Source organism: Streptomyces sp. NPDC045470, assembly GCF_040646595.1.
Taxonomy (GTDB): domain Bacteria; phylum Actinomycetota; class Actinomycetes; order Streptomycetales; family Streptomycetaceae; genus Streptomyces.
The window spans coordinates 706939-730000 of record NZ_JBEZAN010000002.1 but is presented as its reverse complement, the minus strand read 5'-3'; the positions used below and the strand labels follow the sequence as shown (position 1 = coordinate 730000).

Sequence of the window (23062 nt, the reverse complement as noted above, 5' to 3'; positions counted from 1 at the left end):
CCTTGGTTACACAACGGCGCGGGGTGGAGCAGCTCGGTAGCTCGCTGGGCTCATAACCCAGAGGTCGCAGGTTCAAATCCTGTCCCCGCTACTGAAGAACGAAGGCCCGGATCCTTGGGATCCGGGCCTTCGTCATGTGTGGCGCGACACGCCCGGACGGGCGCGCCTTTTCCCGCTGTGAACGGAAGTGGAGGAGAACGGAGTTTGGCATGTCTCTGTATCGGGAAGTCGACAAAACGCTGTAGTGACCTCACTGGCTGCGGTATACCAGGTGTACGCGGGTTGCGGGTGGTGCGACGATGGCCCTCATGGGGGACAAGGCAAGGTTGTTGGAGACAGGCCGGTTTGTGCACGCGCCCGACGACGGGCGCGAATCCGGGACACCGGACGGACGGGACACCGTGCTTCCGGACCAGCGTGATGCCGACATGCCGCTGGACGTGATCGAGGCCGACGCCGCCGCAGAGGCGTCCGAAGCCGTGACCGAAGCCCACCACCGCCGGGCCGCCGAAGCCGGCGACACCGCGGCCATGAGCGTGCTGGGCGCGATGCTGCTGCGCCGCGGCGACCTGGACGGCGCCGAACCGCACCTGCGCTCCGCCACCGCGGCGGGCGACCGCGCGGCCGCCAACAACCTGGGCGTCCTGCTGCACCAGCGCGGGTACGCGGACGAGGCGGCGGGCTGGTGGCGGGTCGCCGCCGTCGCCGGATCCGCCGCGGCCGCCCACGCGCTCGGCCGCTTCTACCGGGAGCGCGGCGACGAGCCCGCCGCCGAGTACTGGCTGCGCCAGGCCGCCGAGTCGGGGCACTGCCTCGGCGCGTACGCCCTCGCCGACCTTCTGGAGCACCGCGGCGACGTGGGCGCAGAGCGCTGGTTCCGGGCCGCCGCCGAGCGGGGGCACCGCGAAGCCGCGTACCGTCTCGCCCGCCTGCTGGACGACCGCGCCAACGCCTTGGGCGGCGACGGCATCCCGGACGCCGAGGCCGAGCAGTGGTACCGCCAGGCCGCCGCACGCGGGCACCGTCGCGCCGCACTGCACCTGGGCACGCTCCTGGAGGAGCGCGGGGACACCCAGGAGGCCGGCCGCTGGTACCTGACCGCCGCCAAGGGCGGTGAGGCGCGGGCCGCCTGCGCCCTCGGCTTCCTGCTGCGTGACGCGGGTGACGAGGAGAGCGCCGCCGAGTGGTGGCGCCGCGCCGCCCAGGACGGCGACGGCAACGCCGCCAACGCGCTGGGCGCGCTGCACGCCGACCGCGGCGAGACGCAGACCGCCGAACGCTGGTACCGCGCCGCACTGGACGCGGGCGATGTGAACGGCGCGTACAACATCGGCCTGCTCTGCGCCGAACAGGGCCGGGAGGGCCGTGGCGAGCAGTGGTACCGCCGTGCCGCCTACGCCGGACACCGCGAGGCCGCCAACGCGCTCGCCATCATGCTGCTCCAGCGCGGCGACTCGGCAGGCGCCGAGCCGTGGTTCTCCAAGGCCGCCGAGGCGGGCAGCGTGGACGCCGCCTTCAACCTCGGCATCCTGTACGCGGAGCGCGGCGCGGAGCGGATGGCGCACGAGTGGTACGAGCGCGCCGCGGCGGCCGGCCACACCGAGGCGGCCCTCCAGGTCGCCATCGTCCAACTGCGCGACGGCGACACGGAGGACGCCGAGCGGAGCCTGCGCCGTGCGGCGGAGGGCGGCAGCGCCGAGGCCGCGTTCCGCCTCGCCGACCTGCTGGACCGCCGCGACGGCGGCGCCGTCGAACGGCGGCAGGACGACGAGTGCACCCGGTGGTACGAGCACGCCGCGCGGCAGGGGCACCGGCGCGCCCAGGTTCGGGTTGGCATGTTCGCGGCGGCGCGGGGCGATGTGGTCGAGGCCGCGCGCTGGTACCGCGCCGCGGCCGAGGCGGGCAGCCGCAACGGCGCCTTCAACCTCGGCCTGCTGCTGGCCCGGGAGGGCAGCCTGCCCGAGGCCGCCCTGTGGTGGACCCGCGCCGCCGAGGACGGACACGGGCGCGCCGCCCTGCGTCTGGCCCTGCTCGCCGCCCGGCGCGGCGCACTCGCCGAGGGGCACCGATGGTGCCGGCGGGCCGTGGAACTGGGACCGCCGGAGGTCGCGGAGCGCGCGGCACGGCTGCGCGAGGCGCTCCAGGAGGAGCTGACGGCGTGACGCGCGTCGTACGGGGTGGCGCGGACCCGCCCCGTACGGCCCCGCGGGCGCCGCTGGCCCCAAGGCGACGGAACGTGATTTGCGCTGGTCGGCGCGGTGCGGTTACAGTAGACACACAACGGCGCGGGGTGGAGCAGCTCGGTAGCTCGCTGGGCTCATAACCCAGAGGTCGCAGGTTCAAATCCTGTCCCCGCTACTGAAAAGACGAAGGCCCGGATTCCCAGGAATCCGGGCCTTCGTCGTATGGGTGTCCGGAGCGTCATTCGCCGGTGCGTTCGCCCTTCGGGCCCCGGCCGCGCTCGGTGCGCGGGCCTCGGCTGCGTCGGCCCTCCTCGTTCTGGAGGATCGCGTTGGCTTCCTCGTCGGCCTGCTGATCGTTGTTACCGCTGTTCTCGGCGTCCTTGCGGAGCCGGGCGCGGCGCTTGTCGTAGTCCTTGCTGCCGGGCTCGGGCACGGTGACCACCTCCTGGGCCCTGGGTGCCCCGGCAGGCCGGGCGAAAACGCCCGTACCGGGGTGTGCCGGAGGCGTCGGGGGAGGGGCTGGCATGCCGAAGAGCCCGCGTCGGCCGGTGCGGGCTCTTTTCGTGGGCGGGTCGGCGGCGGTGGCACGGCCGACGCCCGGGTCAGCCGTGGGAGTGGCAGTTCGGGCAGATGCCCCGGTACGTCACCGACACCTCGGAGACCTGGAAGCCGAAGCGTTCCGGCACCGGCAGGGCCGCGAGCGGGTCGCTGTCCAGGTGTACGTCCCTTATGGTCCCGCACCGCGAGCACACCAGGTGCTGGTGGTCGTGGTGGGCGTTGGGGTCGTACCGCTTGGCGCGCCCGTCCGTGCTGACCTCCAGCACCTCGCCGAGCGAGACCAGCTCACCGAGCGTGTTGTACACGGTCGCGCGGGAGATCTCCGGCAGCCGCTCGGTCGCCCGCGCGTGCACTTCGTCGGCGGTGTAGTGGACGTGGTCCCCGTCGAGGACCTCGGCGACGACGCGTCGCTGCGCGGTCAGCCGCCAGCCGCGTCCCCGGAGTCGTTCCAGCAGGTCACTCATGCCAATCACCTATCAGTCAGATAAGGCAAGGGTAGCAGTGGCTCGTCCATCACCGGATCCGGTACGGGTTTCGGGTTCTTCTTGACTTAGACATTGTCCAATGTAGGATCGGTTTCGGCGCAAGCCAAGGGCAGGTTCATGACTCAGGAGGCGCACGTGTCGGTACAGAGCAGCACCGGACCGCTGACCACGGAGGCCGGGGCACCGGTCGCGGACAACCAGAACAGCGAGACGGCCGGCATCGGCGGCCCCGGACTCATCCAGGACCAGCTCCTGATGGAGAAGCTCGCGCACTTCAACCGCGAGCGCATCCCGGAGCGCGTGGTGCACGCCCGCGGCGCCGGCGCCTACGGCACGTTCACGCTGACCGCGGACGTCTCGCGGTACACCCGCGCCAAGTTCCTCTCCGAGGTCGGCAAGCAGACCGAGACGTTCCTGCGGTTCTCCACGGTCGCCGGCAACCTCGGCTCCGCCGACGCGGTGCGCGACCCGCGCGGCTTCGCGCTGAAGTTCTACACCGAAGAGGGCAACTACGACCTCGTCGGCAACAACACGCCGGTGTTCTTCATCAAGGACGCCATCAAGTTCCCCGACTTCATCCACACCCAGAAGCGCGACCCGTACACCGGCTCGCAGGAGGCGGACAACGTCTGGGACTTCTGGGGCCTGTCGCCCGAGTCCACCCACCAGGTGACCTGGCTCTTCGGTGACCGCGGCATCCCGGCGTCCTACCGCCACATGGACGGCTTCGGCTCGCACACCTACCAGTGGAACAACGAGGCCGGCGAGGTCTTCTGGGTCAAGTACCACTTCAAGACCGACCAGGGCATCAAGTGCCTGACCCAGCCGGAGGCCGACAAGCTCGCCGGTGAGGACCCGGACAGCCACCAGCGCGACCTGCGCGAGGCCATCGAGCGGGGCGAGTTCCCGAGCTGGACCGTCCAGGTGCAGATCATGCCGGCCGCCGACGCGGCGACGTACCGCTTCAACCCGTTCGACCTGACCAAGGTCTGGCCGCACGCGGACTACCCGCCGATCGAGATCGGCAAGCTGGAGCTCAACCGCAACCCGGAGAACGTCTTCGCCGAGGTCGAGCAGTCGATCTTCTCCCCGCACCACTTCGTGCCGGGCATCGGCCCGTCCCCCGACAAGATGCTCCAGGGCCGGCTGTTCGCGTACGGCGACGCGCACCGCTACCGCGTCGGCATCAACGCCGACCACCTGCCGGTCAACCGCCCGCACGCCACCGAGGCCCGCTCGCACGGCCGCGACGGCGCGCTCTACGACGGCCGGCACGGCGGCGCGAAGAACTACGAGCCGAACAGCTTCGGCGGCCCGGTGGAGACCGGCCGGGCGATGTGGCAGCCGATCGCGGTGAGCGGCACGACCGGTGAGTCGGAGGCTCCCTCGCACGCCGAGGACAACGACTTCGTGCAGGCCGGCAACCTGTACCGCCTGATGACGGAGGAGGAGAAGGAGCGTCTGGTCGGCAACCTGGCCGGCTTCATCTCCAAGGTCTCGCGCGACGACATAGCCCAGCGCGCGATCGAGAACTTCCGCAAGGCGGACCCCGACTACGGCAAGCGGCTGGAGGCCGCGGTCCAGGCCCTGCGCGGCTGACCCTTCCCTTGCCGTAACACCGAAGAGGCCGGACGCCAATGGGCTCCGGCCTCTTCGCGTGCGCGCGGGGAGTGTGCGGCCGCGTTCCGGCCGCACGGCCGAAGTACGCCCGCGCCGTGACACCGGCACAAGCCGTGACATCGGCACAAGCCGTGACACCGGGCGCAAGCCGTCACGCCGGCGCAAGGGCCGGTCACGCCGACGCGAGGCCGCTCATGTCGGCACGAGGCTGCTCACGCCGGTTCGAGGCCCTTCATGCCGGTACGGGGCTGACCCGCTCCTCGCGCGGCTCCGGGACCGAGGCCCGGCACCGGATGATGTCGCGGACCGACACGATCCCCACCGGCTCCAGGTCGTCGAGCACGATGAGATGCCGGAAGCCGCCGTGCACCATGGCGGCGGCGGCCTCGTCGAGCGTCCACTCCGGAGCGGCGAAGACCACGTCCGAGGTCGTGTGGGCCTGCGCGGTCTCCCGGTCCGGGTCCTCTCCCGCGCCCAGGGAGTTGAGGATGTCGCGCTCGGTGAGGATGCCGAGCCCGCTGGTGTCGGTGTCCAGGACGACGGCCGCGCCGATGCGCCGCGCCGCCATCAGACGGGCTGCCTGGCGCAGGGTGTGGGCGGGCCCGATGGTGAGGACCACCGTGCTCATGGCGTTGCGCACGTACATGGGCATGGAATGGAGCCACCTCCCTTGTCGCTTGTGGAGTGCACCTTGCGAATCGATTCACAAGTTCACAAGCTTCGGTGTTCTCATGTTCACATGCGCCTGGGGGTGCAACAAGGGGCGCGGAACGGACGGTTTCCGTTCTCACGCCCCCGGGTGCCGGTTCGTATACGAGTTCAGGACGGACGGGGCCTCAGCGGCGCTCGTCGCCGATGTAGCTGAGCAGCTCCTCGTGCAGCAGGCCGTTGGAGGCCGCGGCGTTTCCGCTGTGCGGCCCCGGCACACCGTCCAGGCCGGTGAACCGGCCGCCCGCCTCCTGCACGACGACGGCGCAGGCCGCCATGTCCCACAGCGACAGCTCCGGCTCCGCGCAGATGTCGACCGAGCCCTCGGCGACCATCATGTACGGCCAGAAGTCGCCGTAGCCACGGGTGCGCCAGCAGTCCCGGGACAGTTCGAGGAACCCCGGCAGGCGGCCCTGCTCCTCCCAGCCGGTGAGGGAGGAGTACCCGAACGAAGCGTCCTGGAGGCGGCTCACCCGCGAAGCCTGGAGCCGGGTGGCGGAGGTCAGGCTGCGGCCGGTGTACGCGCCGAGGCCCTCCGCGGCCCACCAGCGGCGGTTGAGGGCGGGCGCGGAGACGACGCCGACCACCGGGCGGTCGCCGCCCTCGCCGCGCTCCATCAGGGCGATGAGCGTGGCCCAGACCGGCACCCCGCGCACATAGTTCTTGGTGCCGTCGATGGGATCGATGATCCAGCGGCGCGGGCCCGAGCCCTCGCTGCCGAACTCCTCGCCCAGGACGGCGTCGCGCGGACGGGCGCGCTGCAGATGACCACGGATCAGTTCCTCGGCCGCCTTGTCGGCCTCGCTCACCGGAGTCATGTCCGGTTTGGTCTCGACCTTGAGGTCGAGTGCCTTGAACCGCTCCATGGTCGCGGCGTCGGCGGCGTCCGCCAGGACGTGGCCGAGGCGGAGGTCATCGTGATAGTCGGGCATGTGCGAACAGTATCGACTGGTCTCCGGCGTGAGCCACATGACGCCGGTTGCCCGGCGCGTACGGACCCTTGACAGCCCCTGGCGGCGAGTCAATTCTGTGCGGCACACCGGCCATCTGGGCCGGCGGCCTGGGAGGCGACGATGCCTACAGCGCGTGAGTCCCTGCTGGACGCCGCCTACGCGGCGCTCGCGGCCAGGCCGTGGGCGGGCGTCCGGATGGTCGATGTCGCGGCCGAGGCCGGGGTGTCCCGGCAGACCCTCTACAACGAGTTCGGCAGCAAGGAGGGCCTGGCCAGGGCCTTGGTGCGGCGGGAGACGGAGGGCTACATCGCCGGGGTCACCCGGGCCCTGGCGCAACCGGGCGCCGGGCCGGGAGGGGCGGGCGGCGACGTGGAGGCCCGGGTGGTGGCCGCGGCCGCGTGGACCGTACGGGCCGCACGGACCAACCCGCTCGTACGGGCGGCGCTCACGGGCTGCTGGAGCGAGCGCCTGCCGGCACCGGCGGGCGGAATACCGGGACGGCGCGGACCGTACCCCGGCGGCGCGAGCAGCCAGCCGGGGGCGCGCGCGGACGGGCTCCCGCCGGGGCCGACCGACCTGGTGAGCCGGTTCAGCGACTGCGCGATGGCGGCGCTGGAGGCCGACTGGCCCAAGGAGAACCTCCCCGAGCTGGGCACCGCCTGCGCCACCGCGGCCCGCCTCACCCTGTCGTACGTCGTCGCCCCCGCCGAACCGGAGGACCTCACCCGCCAGCTCCACAGGGCCTTCGCCCACGCCGCCCACCGCACCTGACCACCGATCACGGCCGGAGCCTGAGAAGCACGACTAGTGTGCCGACCCCGAGAGCTGAAGCCCGATCACGCCGACGATGACGAAGGCGATGGAGACCAGCTTGAGGGTGGAGACCAGGTCGCCGAGGAAGACCATGCCGTAGATCGCGGTGCCGGCGGCGCCGATGCCGGTCCACACCGCGTAGGCCGGGCCCACGTCCAGCTTCTTCAGCGAGAGGGTGAGCAGGCCGAAGCTGCCGAGGGCGAAGCAGGCGAAGGCGATGGTGGGCCAGAGCCGGGTGAAGCCGTGGGAGAGCTTGAGGCAGACCGCGAATCCCGTCTCCAGGAGCCCTGCCACCACGACGAGCAGCCACGCCATGTCCATTGCCTCCGTACGGTCCGTGACCGCTTCGCCAGCCTTGGTGTGATTATGCATTTACCTCGACGGCGGGGAGGCAAACTTGAGCGATCAGTCCCCCTCGCGTCGCTCCCGGGTGGCCAGCAGACGGCGTAGCGAGTACAGCCGCGCCGGGTCCGCGTGGCCGTCGGCCACCCACTGGTCCAGGGCGCAGTCCGGCTCGTCGTGGCTGCACGCGCGCGGGCAGTCGGCGGTGCCGGGGACCAGGTCGGGGAAGGCGAGAATGACCCGGGCCGGGTCCACGTGGTGCAGGCCGAAGGAGCGGACGCCGGGGGTGTCGATGACCCAGCCCGAGTCGTCGGGCAGCGGCAGCGCGAGGGCGGAGGTCGTGGTGTGCCGGCCGCGGCCGGTGACCGCGTTGACGTGGCCGGTGGCCCGTGTGCGGTCCGGCACCAGCGCGTTGACGAGCGTGGTCTTGCCGACGCCGGAGTGCCCGACGAACGCGGTCATGTGCCCGCGCAGCCGTTCGCGCACCCGGTCCGCGGCGGTGCCGTCGGTGAGTTCGTCCCGGTTGGTGACGAGGTACGGGACGCCGATCGTGCCGTACGACTCCAGGAGGGCGTCGGGGGAGGCCAGGTCGGACTTGGTCAGGACCAGCAGCGGGTCCAGGCCCGCGTCGTACGCGGCGACCAGACAGCGGTCGATCAGCCGCGGCCGCGGCTCCGGGTCGGCGAGCGCGGTGACGATCGCGAGCTGGTCGGCGTTGGCCACGACCACCCGCTCGAACGGGTCGTCGTCGTCCGCCGTGCGCCGCAGGGTGGAGCTGCGCGGCTCGACCCGGACGATCCGCGCCAGGGTGTCCTTCGCGCCGGTCAGGTCGCCGACGACCGCGACCCGGTCGCCGACGACGGCGGACTTGCGGCCCAGTTCGCGTGCCTTCATCGCGGTGACCGTGCGGTCCTCGATGAGGCAGGTGAGCCGGCCCCGGTCGACGGTCAGGACCAGGCCCTCGCTGGCGTCCTCGTGCTTGGGCCGGATGTTCGTACGGGGGCGGTTGCCCTTGCGGTTGGGGCGGACGCGGATGTCGTCCTCGTCGGGGTTCTTGCCGTAGCGACGCATGGTCGAAAGAGCCTCAGCCTCTCCGCGCGGGGGCCGTGGCCTCGCCGAGCATGCCGGTCCACAGGGCGGGGAAGTCGGGGAGTGTCTTGGCGGTCGTCGCCACGTTCTCGACCTGCACGCCCGGGACGGCCAGCCCGATGACCGCCGCGGCGGTGGCCAGCCGATGGTCCTCGTACGTGTGGAAGATGCCGCCGTGCAGCGGACGCGGCCGGATGTGCAGGCCGTCCTCGGTCTCCGTGACGTCGCCGCCCAGCTCGTTGATCTCCTTGGTGAGCGCCGCCAGCCGGTCGGTCTCGTGCAGGCGCAGGTGGGCGACGCCGCGCAGGGTGGAGGGGGAGTCGGCGAGGGCGGCCACCGCGGCGATGCCGGGGGTCAGCTCGCCGACCTCGCTCAGGTCCACGTCGATGCCCTGGACGCGGCCGGTGCCGGAGAAGGTCAGACCGCGCTCGGTCAGCTCGCAGGAACCGCCCATGGCGGTGAAGATCTCCCGCAGCGCGTCACCGGGCTGGGTGGTGCGCTCGGGCCAGTCGGGAATGGTGACCCGGCCGCCGGTGACCAGCGCCGCCGCCAGGAACGGCTGGGCGTTGGACAGGTCCGGCTCGACGATCAGGTCCCGGCCCAGCAGGGCGCCGGGGGTGACCCGCCAGACGTTCGCCTCGCCGCCGGACTCGGGGGTGTCCACCTGGGCGCCGACGCTGCGCAGCATGTCGACGGTCATCCGGATGTGCGGCATCGAGGGCAGCGCCGAGCCGACGTGCCGTACCTCGACGCCCTGGTTGAAGCGCGGCGCCGACAGCAGCAGCGCGCTGACGAACTGGGACGAGGAGGAGGCGTCGATCTCCACGGCGCCGCCCTCCAGGGCACCGCCGCCGAACACCGTCATGGGCAGCGCGCCGCGGCCGTCGTCGTCGATCCGGGCACCGAGCGAGCGCAGCGCGTTGATCACGCCGTCGAGCGGGCGCTCGTAGGAGCGCGGGTCGCCGTCGAAGCGGATGGCGCCGTCGGCCAGGGCCGCGACCGGGGGCAGGAAGCGCATGACCGTGCCGGCGTTGCCGACGTCGACGGTGGCCGGGCCGTGCAGGCCGGCCGGGATCACCCGCCACGCCTCGCCGCCGCCGCCGTCCGCGCCGGCCGTCGAGGCGGCGCTGGAGGGGGCGGTCTCCTCGATGCCGACGCCCATCGTGCGCAGCGCCTCGGCCATCAGCAGGGTGTCCCGGGAGCGCAGCGGCCGGCGCAGCCAGCCGGGTTCGGAGGACAGGGCGGCAAGGACGAGGCCACGGTTGGTGACCGATTTGGAGCCGGGCACGGTGACGGTGGCGTCGACCGCTCCGGCAGCGACGGGGGCGGGCCAGAGGGCGGGATGCACGGGGCTCTCGGTCATGTCCCTCACTTTAATGGCTGGACCGGAGTGCAGATCTTGATCAAAAGTGGCGCAACCTGCAGGAAACACGGCACTGATAGTGCAGGCCGGGTCACTGTCCGGCGCCGCGCTCCCGGGGACGCGCTCCGGGGCGCATCCCGAGGGCACCGGCGCCCCGCCCGTACCGTACGGGCGCGAGGGCGCGGCCCGCGCCCGGAAGGCGGGCACCGGCGCTCGGCGCGCGCCCGGGGCGGGCTCGGGCGCGCGCGGCTCGTACCGGCTCAGAGATTCAGCAGCCACCGGCCGCCGCCGGCCAGCGAGCACAGCGTCACGAGGTGGAAGAGCCCCAGCCAGACGGCCGCCGGTACCCGGGTGAGCCGGGCCAACTGGTCGGGGTCGGAGTCCCCGGCCCGGCCGCGGCGCCGCTTGCCCTGGAGCTCGAAGGGCGGCCGCACGCCGCCCAGCAGCAGGAACCACACCACCGCGTACGCGAACGCCGCCTGCACGTCGGGAGTGGTCAGCCAGGAGACGAGGAAGAAGGCGGCCCCGGAGAGCACGACGGTCAGCACGCCGTACGCGTTGCGGATCATCAGCAGCATCGCGGCGAGCAGCGCGACCGCGCCCCACAGCAGCGCCGTGATGTGCCCGGAGGCCAGCAGCCAGGCGCCGAGGAGCCCCAGCAGGGACGGCGTGACGTACCCGGCGGCCGCGGTGAGGATCATGCCGAGGCCGGTCGGCCTGCCACGCGAGACCGTCAGCCCCGAGGTGTCCGAGTGCAGCCGGATGCCGGACAGCCGGCGGCCGCTGAGCAGGGCGACGAGCCCGTGACCGCCCTCGTGGGCGATGGTGATGGCGTTACGGGACAGCCGCCAGGCGCGGTACGGGACGATGGCGCCGAGGGCGAGCACCGCGGTGACGAGGACGAGCCAGGGCGGCGGGTCGGGCTGGATGCCGAAAACCCTGTCCCATACGTCGGTGATATGACCGGTGTCCATCTCTCCCCTTGGTGTGGCGTGGCACTGTGGCATACATGTGCGGACGGTATGCAGCGAGTCGCGGCCCCGAGGATCTGGCGGGGCTCTTCGAGGTCGAGAAGTGGGAGCCGGAAGAGACCCTGGCGCCCGACTGGAACATCGCCCCGACGAAGAACGTCCACGCGGTGCTCGAACGTCCCCTTAAAGACGCGGAAGACCGTCGTCCGGTTCGCCAGTTGCGCAGACTGACCTGGGGACTGGTCCCGTCCTGGGCGAAATCGCCCGATGTCGGGGTCAAGATGATCAACGCGCGGGCGGAAACGGTGCACGAGAAGCCCTCGTTCCGGCGGCCGTTCGCGGCCCGCCGCTGCCTGCTGCCCGGCGACGGCTACTACGAGTGGGTCACCGCCGCGGCCGAACGGCAACTGGAGGAGCAGGGCAAGAAGAAGCGGCCCCGCAAGCAGCCGTACTTCGTCACACCGGCGGACGGCCAGGTGATGGCGCTGGCCGGGCTCTACGAGTTCTGGCGCGACCGCACCCTGCCCGACGACCACCCGCAGGCATGGTGGGTGACCTGCACGGTCGTCACCACCGAGGCCGAGACCACCCCGCTGGCGAACGCGGACGGCGGCGAGGGCCCGCAGACGCTCGCCGACATCCATCCCCGCATGCCGCTGGTCATGACGCCCGACAAGTGGGACGCCTGGCTCGACCCGGCCCGTACGGACGTGGCCGACCTGCTGCCGCTGCTCGCGCCGCCCCCCGCCGGGCTGATGCGCGCGTACCCGGTCCCCACTGAAGTGAGCAACGTCCGCAACAACGGGCCGGAGCTGGTCAAGGAGCTGGCGGCGCCGGAGGTGGGCACGCTGTTCTGAGGCCGGACAGCCGGACAGCCGGACAGCCGGACAGCCGGACAGCCGGACAGCCGGACAGCCGGGCTGTCGTGTTCCTGGGCTGCCGTGCCGCTGGGCGGGCGCGCGCCCAGCGCCGCACGCCCGCGGGTCCGCCGCGCGCCCCCGTACGGCTCCGGGTGGGCAGGGCGGCAGGATGAACCCGTGAGCGAAACAGTTGAGACCCCTGTGGGTGAGGCGCGCGTCACCTGGCACCGGGCGGCGGACGCGCGGGCCGTCCTCGCCGTCGGCCACGGCGCCGGCGGCGGCATCGAAGCACGCGACCTGCGCGCGCTCGCGGCGGAGCTGCCCGCGCGCGGCTACACCGTGGCGCTGGTCGAGCAGCCGTGGCGGGTGGCCGGCAAGAAGCTGGCGCCGTCCCCCAAGACGCTGGACACCGCCTGGACCGCACTCTGGCCCGCCCTGGAGAAGCCCGGCCTGCCGGTCGTGGCCGGCGGGCGCAGCGCCGGGGCGCGCGTGGCGTGCCGCACGGCGCGCGGTCTGGGCGCGCACGGCGTACTGGCGTTGAGCTTTCCGCTGCACCCGCCGGGCAAGCCGGAGAAGTCGCGCGCGGACGAGCTGACCGGGGCCGGGCTGCCGACGCTGGTGGTGCAGGGCGGCCGGGACCCGTTCGGGCGGCCGGCGGAGTTCCCGGAGGGCACCCGCGTCGTCGAGGTGCCGTACGGGGACCACGGTTTCGCCGTGCCGAAGAAGGCGGACCTCGACGAGCCGGCGGCGATGGCCGTGATCACGGACGCGGCGGGGGAGTGGCTGGACGGACTGTTCGCCTGACGGGCGGGGACCGGCGGCGGCCGACGCCCCCTCGCGCGCGACCCCCGCGCTCCTGCCGGTCCCCCTTCAGTGCTCCTCCCTGTCCCGGCCGCGCGGCCGGGCACGTACGTGCATCCGCTCCCCCTGCCGCCCGAAGAGGCTGAGCACCTCCACCGGTTCGCCGCCCGCCGGACCGAACCAGTGCGGCAGCCGGGTGTCGAACTCCGCCGCCTCGCCGGACCGCAGCACCACGTCCCGGTCCGCGAGCAGCAGCCGCAGCCGCCCGGAGAGCACGTACAGCCACTCGTAGCCCTCATGGGTGCGCAGGTCGGGCTCGCCCGCCACCGGATCGATGATCATCTTGTACGCCTGGAGTCCGCCGGGCTGCCGGGTCAGCGGCACGAACGTCATGTGCGCCCTGCGCTGCGGCACCGCGCGCACCCGCGGATCGCCCACCTCGGGCGCGCCGACCAGCTCGTCCAGCGGCACCTGATGCGCCTGGGCGAGCGGCAGCAGCAGTTCGAGCGTGGCTTTGCGGCCGCCCGATTCGAGGCGGGAGAGGGTGCTCACCGAGATGCCCGTCGTCTCCGAGAGGGCGGTGAGCGTGACCCCTCTGTCCTGCCGCAGCCGCCGCAGCCGCGGCCCCACGTTCGTCAGCACCCGTTCGTACGTCTTGTCGTCCATCTCTTCATTGCTGAAGCGGCAAGCGGTTTTGTCAAGGTCGTCCGGTCCGTCCGGTCCGGCCCCGGGGGCTCCGTGGCCCTGCTCACGGGACGGCTCCGCAGGGCGGGAATGACGTGCGGGGTGCGGCTGTTGTGCCGGTTGTAGGAACGCTGAGGGAATCTTCGAGGAAGTGGAGTCCGCCGCATGGGAATCGCTTGCCCAGCCCGCCCGCAGGCCGCTGACCTGCAGTGGTCAACGCTGAGGGGCGCCCAGGCCGCCATGGCTGGAGCGGCGGCGATACCGGATCGTCGTCTATTCTCCGAATCGAGCGGGTCCGCGTCCGGATCCGTCACGGTGTTGGAGGAGGTGGGTCCGGTCAGCGGTACCGACGCAGGGACCGACGGCACGGCAGAGGAGCACGCTGGCCAGGGGAAGCGGGAGACGGACGCCGAGCGCAACGCGCGCTTCGAGCGGGACGCGCTCACCTTCCTGGACCAGATGTATTCGGCCGCGCTGCGCATGACGCGCAACCCGGCCGATGCGGAGGACCTGGTTCAGGAGACGTATGCGAAGGCGTACGCGTCCTTCCACCAGTTCCGTGAGGGAACGAACCTCAAGGCGTGGCTGTACCGCATCCTCACGAACACCTTCATCAACTCCTACCGCAAGAAGCAGCGCGAACCTCAGCGCAGTGCCGCCGAGGAGATCGAGGACTGGCAGCTTGCGCGCGCCGAGTCGCACATGTCCACGGGGCTGCGGTCCGCGGAGTCCCAGGCGCTGGACCACCTGCCCGACTCCGACGTGAAGGCCGCGCTCCAGGCCATCCCGGAGGAGTTCCGTATCGCGGTCTATCTCGCGGACGTCGAGGGCTTTGCGTACAAGGAGATCGCCGACATCATGGGTACACCCATCGGCACGGTGATGTCCCGTCTGCACCGCGGCCGGCGCCAACTGCGCGGCATGCTGGAGGATTACGCCCGTGAGCGTGGGCTGGTCCCCGCCGGGGCAGGCGCTGCGTCCGCGCAGTCGTCGCAGTCGCACGATCGGAAAGGCTCGGGATCATGAGCTGCGGAGAGCCGCACGAGAAGGACTGCTCAGAGGTCCTCGACCACCTGTACGAGTACCTCGACCGGGAGATGCCGGCCGGTGAGTGCGAGAAGTTCCAGGAGCACTTCGACGAATGCTCGCCCTGCCTGGAGAAGTACGGGCTGGAGCAGGCCGTCAAGAAGCTCGTCAAGCGTTGCTGCGGCCACGACGACGTCCCGGTCGACCTGCGGTCGAAGGTGATGGGCCGGATCGACCTGATCCGCGCGGGCGAGGCCGTGCCCGAGCAGAGCGTGCTCGAACAGGCCAAGCAGGAGCAGGCGGCGGCCCGCGCCGCCGCGGCCGCCAAGGCCCCCGAGCAGGCGTCCGGGCCCGGTCCGGACACCACGCTCGACGCGCGTGGTGAGACCGCGCGGGCCGAATAGCGCGGCGTATCACCCCAAGGGGTGAGGGGCGGGACGCTTCGTCCCGCCCGATCCACTGATCCGCCCGGTCACCGCCGGGCCGTCGCGGCTCCGCCGCCCACCGGCTGCGCCCGGGGATCAACTTCCCTGTACCGGACCGTCGTTCCCGTACGGCAGACCGCCGTCCCGTATGCCCTGGCGCACGCCTCGGCGGCCTCCCCGGCAGAGCCGCCCGGGCCGGGAGGGCCCCGCTCCCGGACTCCCGCACGGCTCCGCACCGCTCCTTGCCGCTCCGTTCCGGGACGGATCCATGTACGAGCTTGTACGGATCTGTCGGCAGATCCACTTACAGACCTGCTTGCAGACCTGCTTACCGATCCGCCTACAGGCATCTGCGGATCTCTCTGCTCCAGCTACAGATCCACGTACAGATCCCCGCAAAGGCCCGCGCAAGGTCATGGAACCGATGGGTAATGAGCGGCCCCGGAGATGGGCATGGTTGGATGCGAAGGAACCCCCACGAACGGGGATTCAGGGGGTCGGCGAAAGGCAAGGAGCCGGTGAGGGGGACGGCGGCGGGCCGCGGGCGGCGCGGCAACCGGGCTGAGCCCGGCGGCAATCTGTGGCAGGTTGTCGAGTAGGCCCTCGAACGGCCCCGGCCTCCGTCCGGGGCGGCATTCAGGAAGCAACCAGCAGGCGGGAATCGTGAAGATCTTCGGCAAGGTACGGCACCGGCCCTCCGCCTCGTGGCGGCAGGCGACCGACCGCGCTTTCACGCTGATCGGTGACGGCCGTTACGAGGACGCGGGCGCGCTGCTGACGCGGGCGGCCGACATGGAGCCGTGGCTGTCGGAGTCCTGGTTCAACCTCGCGCTGCTGCACAAGTTCCGGCACGACTGGGAGCAGGCGCGCGCCGCCGGACTGCGCGCGGTCGCCCTGCTGGACCGCGAGGCCGGCGCCCCCGACTGGTGGAACGTGGGTATCGCCGCCACCGCCCTGCAGGACTGGCCGCTGGCCCGGCGGGCCTGGCAGGCCTACGGCCTGAAGGTCCCCGGCGAGGGGGCGCCGTCCGCCGAGCCGGTCGGCATGGAGCTGGGCAGCGCCGCGGTGCGCCTCTCGCCCGAGGGCGAGGCCGAGGTGGTCTGGGGCCGCCGGCTGGACCCGGCCCGGATCGAGGTGCTCTCCATCCCGCTGCCGTCCTCCGGGCGGCGCTGGGGCGAGGTGGTGCTGCACGACGGCGTGCCGAACGGCGAGCGGACGACCGCGGCCGGCCCGTCCTTCCCGGTGTTCGACGAGATCGAGCTGTGGGCGCCCTCCCCGGTCCCCACCTGGGTGGTGCTCCTGGAGGCCGCCACGGAGGCCGACCGGGACGCCCTGGAGCGGCTGGCCGCCGACGCGGGCTTCGCCGCCGAGGACTGGTCGTCGTCCGTACGCCTGCTGTGCCGTACGTGCTCGGAGAGCCGGATGCCCAGCGACGAGGGCGAGGGCGAGCACCTGGACCCGCACGACCACAGCGAACCGGGCCACCCGGGGCCGCTGGGCCACCGTACGGCGGGCTCCGGCTCACTGTGGGTGCCGGAGCGCGAGTGCGGCATCGCGGCCCCCGCCGGGCTGGTGCGCGGCCTGCTGGACGGCTGGGTCGCGGACAGCCCGGACACGCGTGAGTGGCGGGACCTCGAAGAGGTCTGCTGACAACCTGAGGCCGCGCGGACCGGGGCGGGGCACCGCCCGTACCGGCGCCCGGCGTCCAGCACGCGCCCGGCGCCCGGCATCCCGTGCGCGCCCGGCGCCCGGCTTTCCACGCGCTCCCGGCGCGCCTCCCGGCCGGAACCGGACGCGGTCTCCGAGAGCCCGCAGGACGCCCCGCGTAGGCTGGAGGGCGAATATTTCGGGTTTCCAGGTTTCTAGGAAGGCGTACGGCGGAGATGGCGCAACAGCCTGTTTTTGACCACAACGAGGAGCGGGCGGCGGAGGGCTTCGTCGACGACGTCACCGACGCGGCGGAGCGGGAGGAGGCGCACCGCGGGCGCGGCACGTCCCGCCCGATCACCGTTGTCGGCAACCCGGTGCTGCACAAGGAGTGCAAGGACGTCACCGAGTTCGACGACAAGCTGGCCCAGCTCGTCGACGACATGTTCGCCAGCCAGCGCACGGCCGAGGGCGTGGGCCTGGCCGCCAACCAGATCGGCGTGGACCTGAAGGTCTTCGTCTACGACTGCCTGGACGACGAGGGCGTACGGCACGTCGGCGTGGTCTGCAACCCGGTCCTGGACGACCTGCCGGTCGAGCGGCGGGTGCTGGACGACTCGAACGAGGGCTGCCTGTCGGTGCCCGGCGCGTACGCGGAGCTGGCCCGTCCGGACTACGCCGTCGTCCGCGGCCAGGACACCGAGGGCAACCCGATCGTGGTCCAGGGCACCGGTTACTTCGCGCGCTGCCTCCAGCACGAGACCGACCACCTGTACGGCTACCTGTACATCGACCGGCTCTCCAAGCGCGACCGCAAGGACGCGCTGAAGCAGATGGCCGAGCGCGAGCCGCGCTACCCCGTCGTCGCCAACGACTGAGCCGCGGCCCGGCCCGGCCCCGCTCACTTCGCCGTGCCGGTGGCGAACGCGCCCCAGATCCGGGGCGGTATCCCGTTGCCGAACAGCCGGGCGTCGCCGCCCACGCCCTCCATGGGCAGCAGCCGCGGCGCGCCCGGCTTGGCACGGAAGACGGTGACGGCGGTGGTCAGCCCGCCGCGGGACCCGCCGTCGTTGCCGATGAACCATGCCGAGCGCATGCGGTCGTCGGGGCCGGTGCCGCCCGCGGCGACGCCTTGCGGCAGCTTGGCGACGGTCTCCTGGGGCAGCGACTTCCAGGCGAAGGACCGCAGCGCGAAGGTGACGCCGCGCGCCGCCTCCGGGGCCAGCACGCGGCGCGGCTCCGGCGGCTCCAGGCCCGGCAGCGGCTTGCCGTCGTGCACGACCTTGGTCACCGAGTACGGCTCGGCCCGGTTGCCGTCGTTGCTGAACAGCGCGTACGCGCCAGCCAGCCGGATGGCGCTGGGCGTGGAGGTGCCCAGCGGGAACGTGGGCTCCAGCCGGGCCAGGCTGGTCTTGTGCAGGCCCGCTTCGAGGGCCAGATCCCGGATCTTCTCCAGCCCGAGGCGCTTGCCCGCGCTGACGAACGGCGGGTGGGCGGAGGTCACCAGACCCTCGTACAGCGCGGACGGCAGGGCGACGGCCGACGACGGGCCGCCGGCGCCGGGAACCGCCTCCGCGGCCTCGGCGCTGCCCTCGCGCAGGGCGGTGGCCAGCACGAACGGCTTGAAGGCCGAGCCCGCCGGCACGCCCGCGGTGTCGGCGTTGTTCGCGAAGTGCTTCGTCGCGTCCGGGCCGCCGTAGAGCGCGACGACCGCGCCGTCCCGGGGCCGTACGGAGGCGGCACCGCATTCCACGTACGCGTCGGCGGCACGCTTCTTCGGGTCGATGCCGCGGCGCCGTTCGTCCTCCACGGCTTTCGCCAGCCGCGCCACCTTGTCCTTCTCGAAGGTGGTGTGGACGCGGTAGCCGCCGCGGGCCAGATCGCGGTCGGTCAGGTCCGTACGGCTCCTGAGGTATTTCTTCGCGGCGTCGACGAGATAACCGGTCTGGCCTTTCTGACTGGTCGGTGTGACCGGTTCGCGCGGCTCCGGGAACGTCGTGTAGCGGGCGCGCTCCTCCCGGCTCATCAGACCGGTCTCCACTTCGCGGTCCAGAATCCACTTCCAACGCTCCACCGCCCGCTCGTGGTTGGCGTCGCTCAGCGCCGGATCGTACTGCTCGGCGCCCTTGAGCAGCGCGGCCAGCGCCGCGCCCTGGCTGGGGTCGAGGCTCTTGGCGGGAATGCCGTAGTAGGCGTTCGCGGCGGCCTGGATGCCGAACGAATTCCGCCCGAAATAGCTGGTGTTGAGGTAGCCCTGCAGGATCTCCGACTTGGACTTGCGGTGGTCCAGCTTCAGCGCGATGAAGAATTCCTTCACCTTGCGCTTGAGGGTCTGGTCCTGCGAGAGGTACGTGTTCTTCACGAACTGCTGGGTGATGGTGGAACCGCCCTGGGCATCCTGGCCCTTGGCCATGTTCACCGCGGCGCGGGCGATACCGGAGAGCGAGACGCCGGAATCGGAGTAGAAACTCGCGTTCTCGGCGGCGATGACGGCGTGTTCGACAGGGTCGGGCACCTGGGCGAGGGTGACGTTCTGCCGGTTGACGGCGCCCTCGCTGACCATCTGGCTGCCGTCCGCCCAGTAGTAGACGGTGGCTTCCTGGCGCGAGGCGGCGTTCTCGTCCGGGATGTCGACCTGTGCGTAGACGATGAGGAAGAGCCCGGCGAGACCGGCCGCGCCGACGGCGGCGGCGCCGAGCTGCTGTCTCCAGGACGGCAGCCAGCGGCGCCGGCCGCCGCGGCCCTGGCGGGGATAGTCGATGAACCGTTTCCTCGGTTGCTCGCTGCCCTTCATGCAAGGGGAGAGCTGGCGGGCCGGGGCAGGGTTGCCGTCGCCCGCACGTTGTCATCGACTCATCAAATCCGATCCGGATTCGTCGGACATAAAGAATACGGGCGGTGCCGGTCCGCCGTCGTGGACCGGCACCGCCCGGTTGCTCGACCCGCCGGGTCAGAACCGGATCAGAACTCGTCGTCGAAGGAGACCGAACCCTCGACTGCGACCTGGTAGGCCGAGGCGCGCCGCTCGAAGAAGTTGGTCAGCTCCTGGACGTTCTGCAGCTCCATGAAGGAGAACGGGTTCTCCGAGCCGTACACCGGCGCGAAGCCGAGGCGCTGCAGACGCTGGTCGGCGACGCACTGGAGGTACTCGCGCATCGACTCGGTGTTCATGCCCGGCAGCCCCTCGCCGCACAGGTCACGGCCGAACTGGAGCTCGGCCTCGACGGCCTCCTTGAGCATGTCGGTGACCTGGCCCTCCAGCTCGTCGTCGAAGAGGTCGGGCTCCTCCTCGCGCACTGTGTCCACGACCGAGAACGCGAACTCCATGTGCATGGTCTCGTCGCGGAAGACCCAGTTGGTGCCGGTCGCCAGGCCGTGCAGCAGACCGCGCGAGCGGAACCAGTACACGTACGCGAAGGCGCCGTAGAAGAAGAGGCCCTCGATGCAGGCCGCGAAGCAGATCAGGTTCAGCAGGAAGCGGCGGCGGTCGGCCTTCGACTCCAGCCGGTCGATGGACTCGACCGAGTCCATCCACTTGAAGCAGAACTCGGCCTTCTCGCGGATGGAGGGGATGTTCTCCACGGCGGCGAACGCGGCCGCGCGGTCCTCCGGATCGGGCAGGTAGGTGTCCAGCAGCGTCAGATAGAACTGGACGTGCACGGCCTCCTCGAAGAGCTGCCGGCTCAGGTAGAGCCGCGCCTCGGGGGAGTTGATGTGCTTGTAGAGCGTCAGGACCAGGTTGTTCGCCACGATCGAGTCACCGGTCGCGAAGAACGCGACGAGCCGGCCGATCATGTGCTGCTCGCCGGGCGACAGCTTGGCGAGGTCGGCCACGTCGGAGTGGAGGTCGACCTCCTCCACGGTCCAGGTGTTCTTGATCGCGTCCCGGTAGCGGTCGTAGAAGTCCGGGTAGCGCATCGGGCGCAGGGTCAGCTCGAAGCCCGGGTCGAGCAGGTTCTTGCTGCCGGTGGTGGCGGTGTGCGAGGCGGCAGCGGACGTCGTCTCGTTCTTTTCGGGTGCGGTCGTCATGATTACTGGCATGCCTCGCAGGACTCGGGGTTTTCCAGGGAGCAGGCGACGGCCTCGGGGTCGGCCGCCTGGGCGGGGACGGGAGCGGTCTGCGCGCCCCCGCCCGTACCGCGCGCGGACTGGGCGATACGGGTCGCCGGCCGCGAGCGGAGGTAGTAGGTGGTCTTGATGCCGCGCTTCCAGGCGTACGCGTACATCGAGCTGAGCTTGCCGATGGTCGGGGACGCCATGAACAGGTTCAGCGACTGGCTCTGGTCGAGGTAGGGCGTACGGTCCGCCGCCATGTCGATCAGCGCGCGCTGCGGGATCTCCCATGCCGTGCGGTACAGCGCGCGGGTCTCGGCGGGAATCCAGTCCAGCTCCTGCACCGAGCCGTTGGCCTCGCGCAGTGCGTCACGGGTGCGGGCGTCCCACAGGCCCAGCGCCTTCAGCTCCTCGATCAGGTACGCGTTGACCTGGAGGAACTCGCCCGACAGCGTCTCGCGCTTGAACAGGTTCGAGACCTGCGGCTCGATGCACTCGTACACGCCCGCGATGGAGGCGATGGTGGCGGTCGGCGCGATGGCCAGCAGCAGCGAGTTGCGCATACCGGTCTTCGCGATACGGGCGCGCAGCGCCGCCCACCGGTCCGCCCAGCGCGGCTCGGCGTTCGGGTAGTGGTCCGGGTGCAGGACGCCCCGGGCCGTACGCGTCGCGGACCAGGCCGGGTGCGGGCCGTGCCGCTCGGCGAGGCCGGCGGACGCCTCGTACGCCGCGAGCATGATCCGCTCGGAGATACGGGTGGACAGCTCGCGCGCCTCGGGCGAGTCGAAGCCCAGCCGCAGCCGGAAGAAGACGTCCTGGAGGCCCATCAGGCCCAGGCCCACCGGGCGCCAGCGGGAGTTGGAGGTGCCGGCCTGCTCGGTCGGGTAGAAGTTGATGTCCACCACGCGGTCGAGGAAGGTCACCGCGGTGCGGACCGTGGCGTCCAGCCGCTCCCAGTCCATCTCGCCGTTGTCACCCAGGTGGGCGGCGAGGTTGACCGAGCCGAGGTTGCAGACGGCGGTCTCGCCGTCGTCGGTGACCTCCAGGATCTCGGTGCACAGGTTCGAGGAGTGCACGACCTTGCCGGGCTCGGCGGTCTGGTTCGCGGTGCGGTTGGCGGCGTCCTTGAAGGTCATCCAGCCGTTGCCGGTCTGCGCGAGGGTGCGCATCATCCGCGAGTACAGGACCCGGGCCGGGACCTGCTTGACGGCGCGGCCCTCGGCCTCCGCCTTGCGGTACGCGGCGTCGAACTCGTCGCCGTACAGATCCACCAGCTCGGGCGCGTCGCTGGGGGAGAACAGCGACCAGTCGGCGTCCGCCTCGACGCGGCGCATGAACTCGTCGGGGATCCAGTGCGCGATGTTCAGGTTGTGGGTGCGCCGGGCCTCCTCGCCCGTGTTGTCGCGCAGCTCCAGGAACTCCTCCAGGTCCGCGTGCCAGGTCTCCAGGTAGACGCAGGCGGCGCCCTTGCGCCGGCCGCCCTGGTTCACGGCCGCGACCGAGGCGTCCAGGGTGCGCAGGAACGGCACGATGCCGTTGGAGTGGCCGTTGGTGCCGCGGATCAGCGAGCCGCGGGCGCGGACCCGGGAGTACGACAGGCCGATGCCGCCGGCGTGCTTCGACAGCCGGGCCACCTGGTGGTAGCGGTCGTAGATCGAGTCCAGCTCGTCCAGCGGGGAGTCCAGCAGGTAGCAGGAGGACATCTGCGGGTGCCGGGTACCGGAGTTGAACAGGGTGGGCGAGGAGGGCAGGTACGACAGCGTGCTGGTCAGCCGGTACAGCTCGGCGACGTCGGCGAGTGCCCGCTCGCTGTGGTCCTCGGCCAGGCCGCAGGCCACCCGCAGCAGGAAGTGCTGCGGGGTCTCGATCACCTGGCGGGAGATCGGGTGGCGCAGCAGGTAGCGGGAGTGCAGGGTACGCAGGCCGAAGTAGCCGAACCGGTCGTCGGCGCCGTCCGTCAGCGCGCGCTCCACCAGCTCGTCCAGGCGGTCCGCGTGGGTCCGTACGAACTCCGCCGTGCTGTCGGCGATCAGGCCCTCGCGGTGGCCGACGGCGACGGAGGCGGAGAAGGCGACCGCCCCCTCCGCGGCCGCCTCCTCCGCGATGGCGCGGGTCAGCAGGCGGGCGGCCAGCTTGGAGTACTGCGGCTCGTCGCCGATCAGGCCGGCCGCGGCCTCCATGGCCAGCGAGCGCAGCTCGGCCTCGTCGGAACCGGGGTGGCGGCCGCGCAGCGCGGCGGCGGCGATCTTGCCCGGGTCGGTGGCGGGCAGGTCGACGGTGAGGTCGGTCAGCGTGTGCAGCAGGGCGGCGCCGGGGCCGTCCGTGGCCTGGCCGCCGTGGCCCTGCCGGGGCTGCGTGTCCTTCGCGGGCTGCACGACCTGCTCGGCTGCTGCGGGCTCCGTTGGCGCGATGGTCACGTGCTGCTCTCCCTCACTCGGCGGGGGCCTGGGGAGGGCACGGGGCGCGTACGGGCGTGCGGCA

21 protein-coding genes and 2 tRNA genes are annotated in these 23062 nt (G+C 71.9%); 11 read left to right on the top strand and 12 right to left on the bottom strand.

Going from position 1 to position 23062, the window contains the following annotated elements; genetic code table 11:
- Positions 1–17 precede the first annotated feature (17 nt).
- From AB0A97_RS09575 to AB0A97_RS09565, 3 genes are all read left to right on the top strand, one after another.
- Positions 18–91: transfer RNA gene (locus AB0A97_RS09575), tRNA-Met, on the top strand.
- A 208-nt stretch (positions 92–299) separates the two neighbouring features.
- Positions 300–2162, top strand: coding sequence for a tetratricopeptide repeat protein (locus AB0A97_RS09570; protein WP_361146849.1), 1863 nt, complete (start codon positions 300–302; stop codon positions 2160–2162).
- 122 nt (positions 2163–2284) lie between these two features.
- Positions 2285–2358: transfer RNA gene (locus tag AB0A97_RS09565), tRNA-Met, on the top strand.
- 63 nt (positions 2359–2421) lie between these two features.
- On the opposite strand, the gene AB0A97_RS09560 is transcribed toward AB0A97_RS09565, so the two are convergent.
- Together AB0A97_RS09560 and AB0A97_RS09555 are read right to left on the bottom strand one after the other, a co-directional pair.
- Entirely contained in the window at positions 2422–2616 is a 195-nt protein-coding gene (locus AB0A97_RS09560) for a hypothetical protein (protein ID WP_361146846.1), read from the bottom strand.
- A 169-nt stretch (positions 2617–2785) separates the two neighbouring features.
- The gene (locus AB0A97_RS09555; protein WP_361146843.1) at positions 2786–3205 is read right to left on the bottom strand and encodes a Fur family transcriptional regulator; all 420 of its coding nucleotides are present in this window, start codon (positions 3203–3205) and stop codon (positions 2786–2788) included.
- Between the two features lie 138 nt (positions 3206–3343).
- Between AB0A97_RS09555 and AB0A97_RS09550 the strand changes: the two genes are divergently transcribed.
- Entirely contained in the window at positions 3344–4825 is a 1482-nt protein-coding gene (locus AB0A97_RS09550; RefSeq protein WP_361146840.1) for a catalase, read from the top strand.
- Between the two features lie 253 nt (positions 4826–5078).
- Here the strand turns inward: AB0A97_RS09550 and AB0A97_RS09545 are convergent, their stop codons facing one another.
- Positions 5079–5492, bottom strand: a complete 414-nt coding sequence (locus AB0A97_RS09545; protein ID WP_361147381.1) for a CBS domain-containing protein — start codon at positions 5490–5492, stop codon at positions 5079–5081.
- A gap of 190 nt (positions 5493–5682) precedes the next feature.
- Positions 5683–6486 (bottom strand): histidinol-phosphatase, encoded by an 804-nt coding sequence (gene hisN, locus AB0A97_RS09540; protein WP_125054351.1) that lies wholly within the window; start codon positions 6484–6486, stop codon positions 5683–5685.
- A 141-nt stretch (positions 6487–6627) separates the two neighbouring features.
- On the opposite strand from hisN, the gene AB0A97_RS09535 reads away from it, so the two are divergent.
- The gene (locus AB0A97_RS09535; protein WP_361146837.1) at positions 6628–7278 is read left to right on the top strand and encodes a TetR/AcrR family transcriptional regulator; all 651 of its coding nucleotides are present in this window, start codon (positions 6628–6630) and stop codon (positions 7276–7278) included.
- Positions 7279–7311: 33 nt separating this feature from the next.
- Here the strand turns inward: AB0A97_RS09535 and AB0A97_RS09530 are convergent, their stop codons facing one another.
- The 4 genes from AB0A97_RS09530 to AB0A97_RS09515 form a co-directional block, all read right to left on the bottom strand.
- A complete protein-coding gene (locus AB0A97_RS09530; RefSeq protein ID WP_030022114.1) occupies positions 7312–7635 on the bottom strand; it encodes a multidrug efflux SMR transporter in 324 nt (107 codons plus the stop codon).
- A gap of 90 nt (positions 7636–7725) precedes the next feature.
- The gene (gene rsgA, locus AB0A97_RS09525; RefSeq protein ID WP_361146834.1) at positions 7726–8733 is read right to left on the bottom strand and encodes a ribosome small subunit-dependent GTPase A; all 1008 of its coding nucleotides are present in this window, start codon (positions 8731–8733) and stop codon (positions 7726–7728) included.
- Positions 8734–8746: 13 nt separating this feature from the next.
- Positions 8747–10114, bottom strand: coding sequence for a 3-phosphoshikimate 1-carboxyvinyltransferase (aroA, locus tag AB0A97_RS09520; protein WP_361146832.1), 1368 nt, complete (start codon positions 10112–10114; stop codon positions 8747–8749).
- A 260-nt stretch (positions 10115–10374) separates the two neighbouring features.
- The gene (locus AB0A97_RS09515) at positions 10375–11088 is read right to left on the bottom strand and encodes a M50 family metallopeptidase (RefSeq protein ID WP_361146829.1); all 714 of its coding nucleotides are present in this window, start codon (positions 11086–11088) and stop codon (positions 10375–10377) included.
- Between the two features lie 35 nt (positions 11089–11123).
- Here AB0A97_RS09515 and AB0A97_RS09510 point away from each other — a divergent pair, with 35 nt between their 5' ends.
- Together AB0A97_RS09510 and AB0A97_RS09505 are read left to right on the top strand one after the other, a co-directional pair.
- Positions 11124–11942 carry an SOS response-associated peptidase gene (locus AB0A97_RS09510; protein WP_361146826.1) on the top strand — a complete coding sequence of 273 codons (819 nt, stop codon included), beginning with the start codon at positions 11124–11126 and terminating at the stop codon, positions 11940–11942.
- A 180-nt stretch (positions 11943–12122) separates the two neighbouring features.
- Positions 12123–12749, top strand: a complete 627-nt coding sequence (locus tag AB0A97_RS09505) for an alpha/beta family hydrolase (protein ID WP_361146824.1) — start codon at positions 12123–12125, stop codon at positions 12747–12749.
- Positions 12750–12815: 66 nt separating this feature from the next.
- On the opposite strand, the gene AB0A97_RS09500 is transcribed toward AB0A97_RS09505, so the two are convergent.
- Positions 12816–13412: an XRE family transcriptional regulator gene (locus AB0A97_RS09500; protein WP_361146821.1), complete on the bottom strand. Its 597-nt coding sequence runs from the start codon at positions 13410–13412 to the stop codon at positions 12816–12818.
- A 345-nt stretch (positions 13413–13757) separates the two neighbouring features.
- On the opposite strand from AB0A97_RS09500, the gene AB0A97_RS09495 reads away from it, so the two are divergent.
- The 4 genes from AB0A97_RS09495 to def all read left to right on the top strand — a co-directional run bounded on the left by AB0A97_RS09495 (position 13758) and on the right by def (position 17406).
- Positions 13758–14456 (top strand): sigma-70 family RNA polymerase sigma factor, encoded by a 699-nt coding sequence (locus tag AB0A97_RS09495; RefSeq protein ID WP_361147378.1) that lies wholly within the window; start codon positions 13758–13760, stop codon positions 14454–14456.
- Positions 14453–14860, top strand: a complete 408-nt coding sequence (rsrA, locus tag AB0A97_RS09490; protein WP_361146819.1) for a mycothiol system anti-sigma-R factor — start codon at positions 14453–14455, stop codon at positions 14858–14860. The genes AB0A97_RS09495 and rsrA overlap by 4 nt, the downstream gene beginning before the upstream one ends.
- Before the next feature lie 684 nt (positions 14861–15544).
- A complete protein-coding gene (locus tag AB0A97_RS09485) occupies positions 15545–16531 on the top strand; it encodes a hypothetical protein (RefSeq protein ID WP_359307506.1) in 987 nt (328 codons plus the stop codon).
- 233 nt (positions 16532–16764) lie between these two features.
- The gene (gene def / locus AB0A97_RS09480; RefSeq protein ID WP_361146816.1) at positions 16765–17406 is read left to right on the top strand and encodes a peptide deformylase; all 642 of its coding nucleotides are present in this window, start codon (positions 16765–16767) and stop codon (positions 17404–17406) included.
- Positions 17407–17429: 23 nt separating this feature from the next.
- On the opposite strand, the gene AB0A97_RS09475 is transcribed toward def, so the two are convergent.
- From AB0A97_RS09475 to AB0A97_RS09465, 3 genes are all read right to left on the bottom strand, one after another.
- Entirely contained in the window at positions 17430–19322 is a 1893-nt protein-coding gene (locus tag AB0A97_RS09475; protein WP_361146814.1) for a transglycosylase domain-containing protein, read from the bottom strand.
- A 167-nt stretch (positions 19323–19489) separates the two neighbouring features.
- Positions 19490–20557, bottom strand: a complete 1068-nt coding sequence (locus AB0A97_RS09470) for a ribonucleotide-diphosphate reductase subunit beta (RefSeq protein WP_361146811.1) — start codon at positions 20555–20557, stop codon at positions 19490–19492.
- 2 nt (positions 20558–20559) lie between these two features.
- Positions 20560–22998 (bottom strand): ribonucleoside-diphosphate reductase subunit alpha, encoded by a 2439-nt coding sequence (locus tag AB0A97_RS09465; RefSeq protein ID WP_361146808.1) that lies wholly within the window; start codon positions 22996–22998, stop codon positions 20560–20562.
- Positions 22999–23062: the final 64 nt, after the last annotated feature.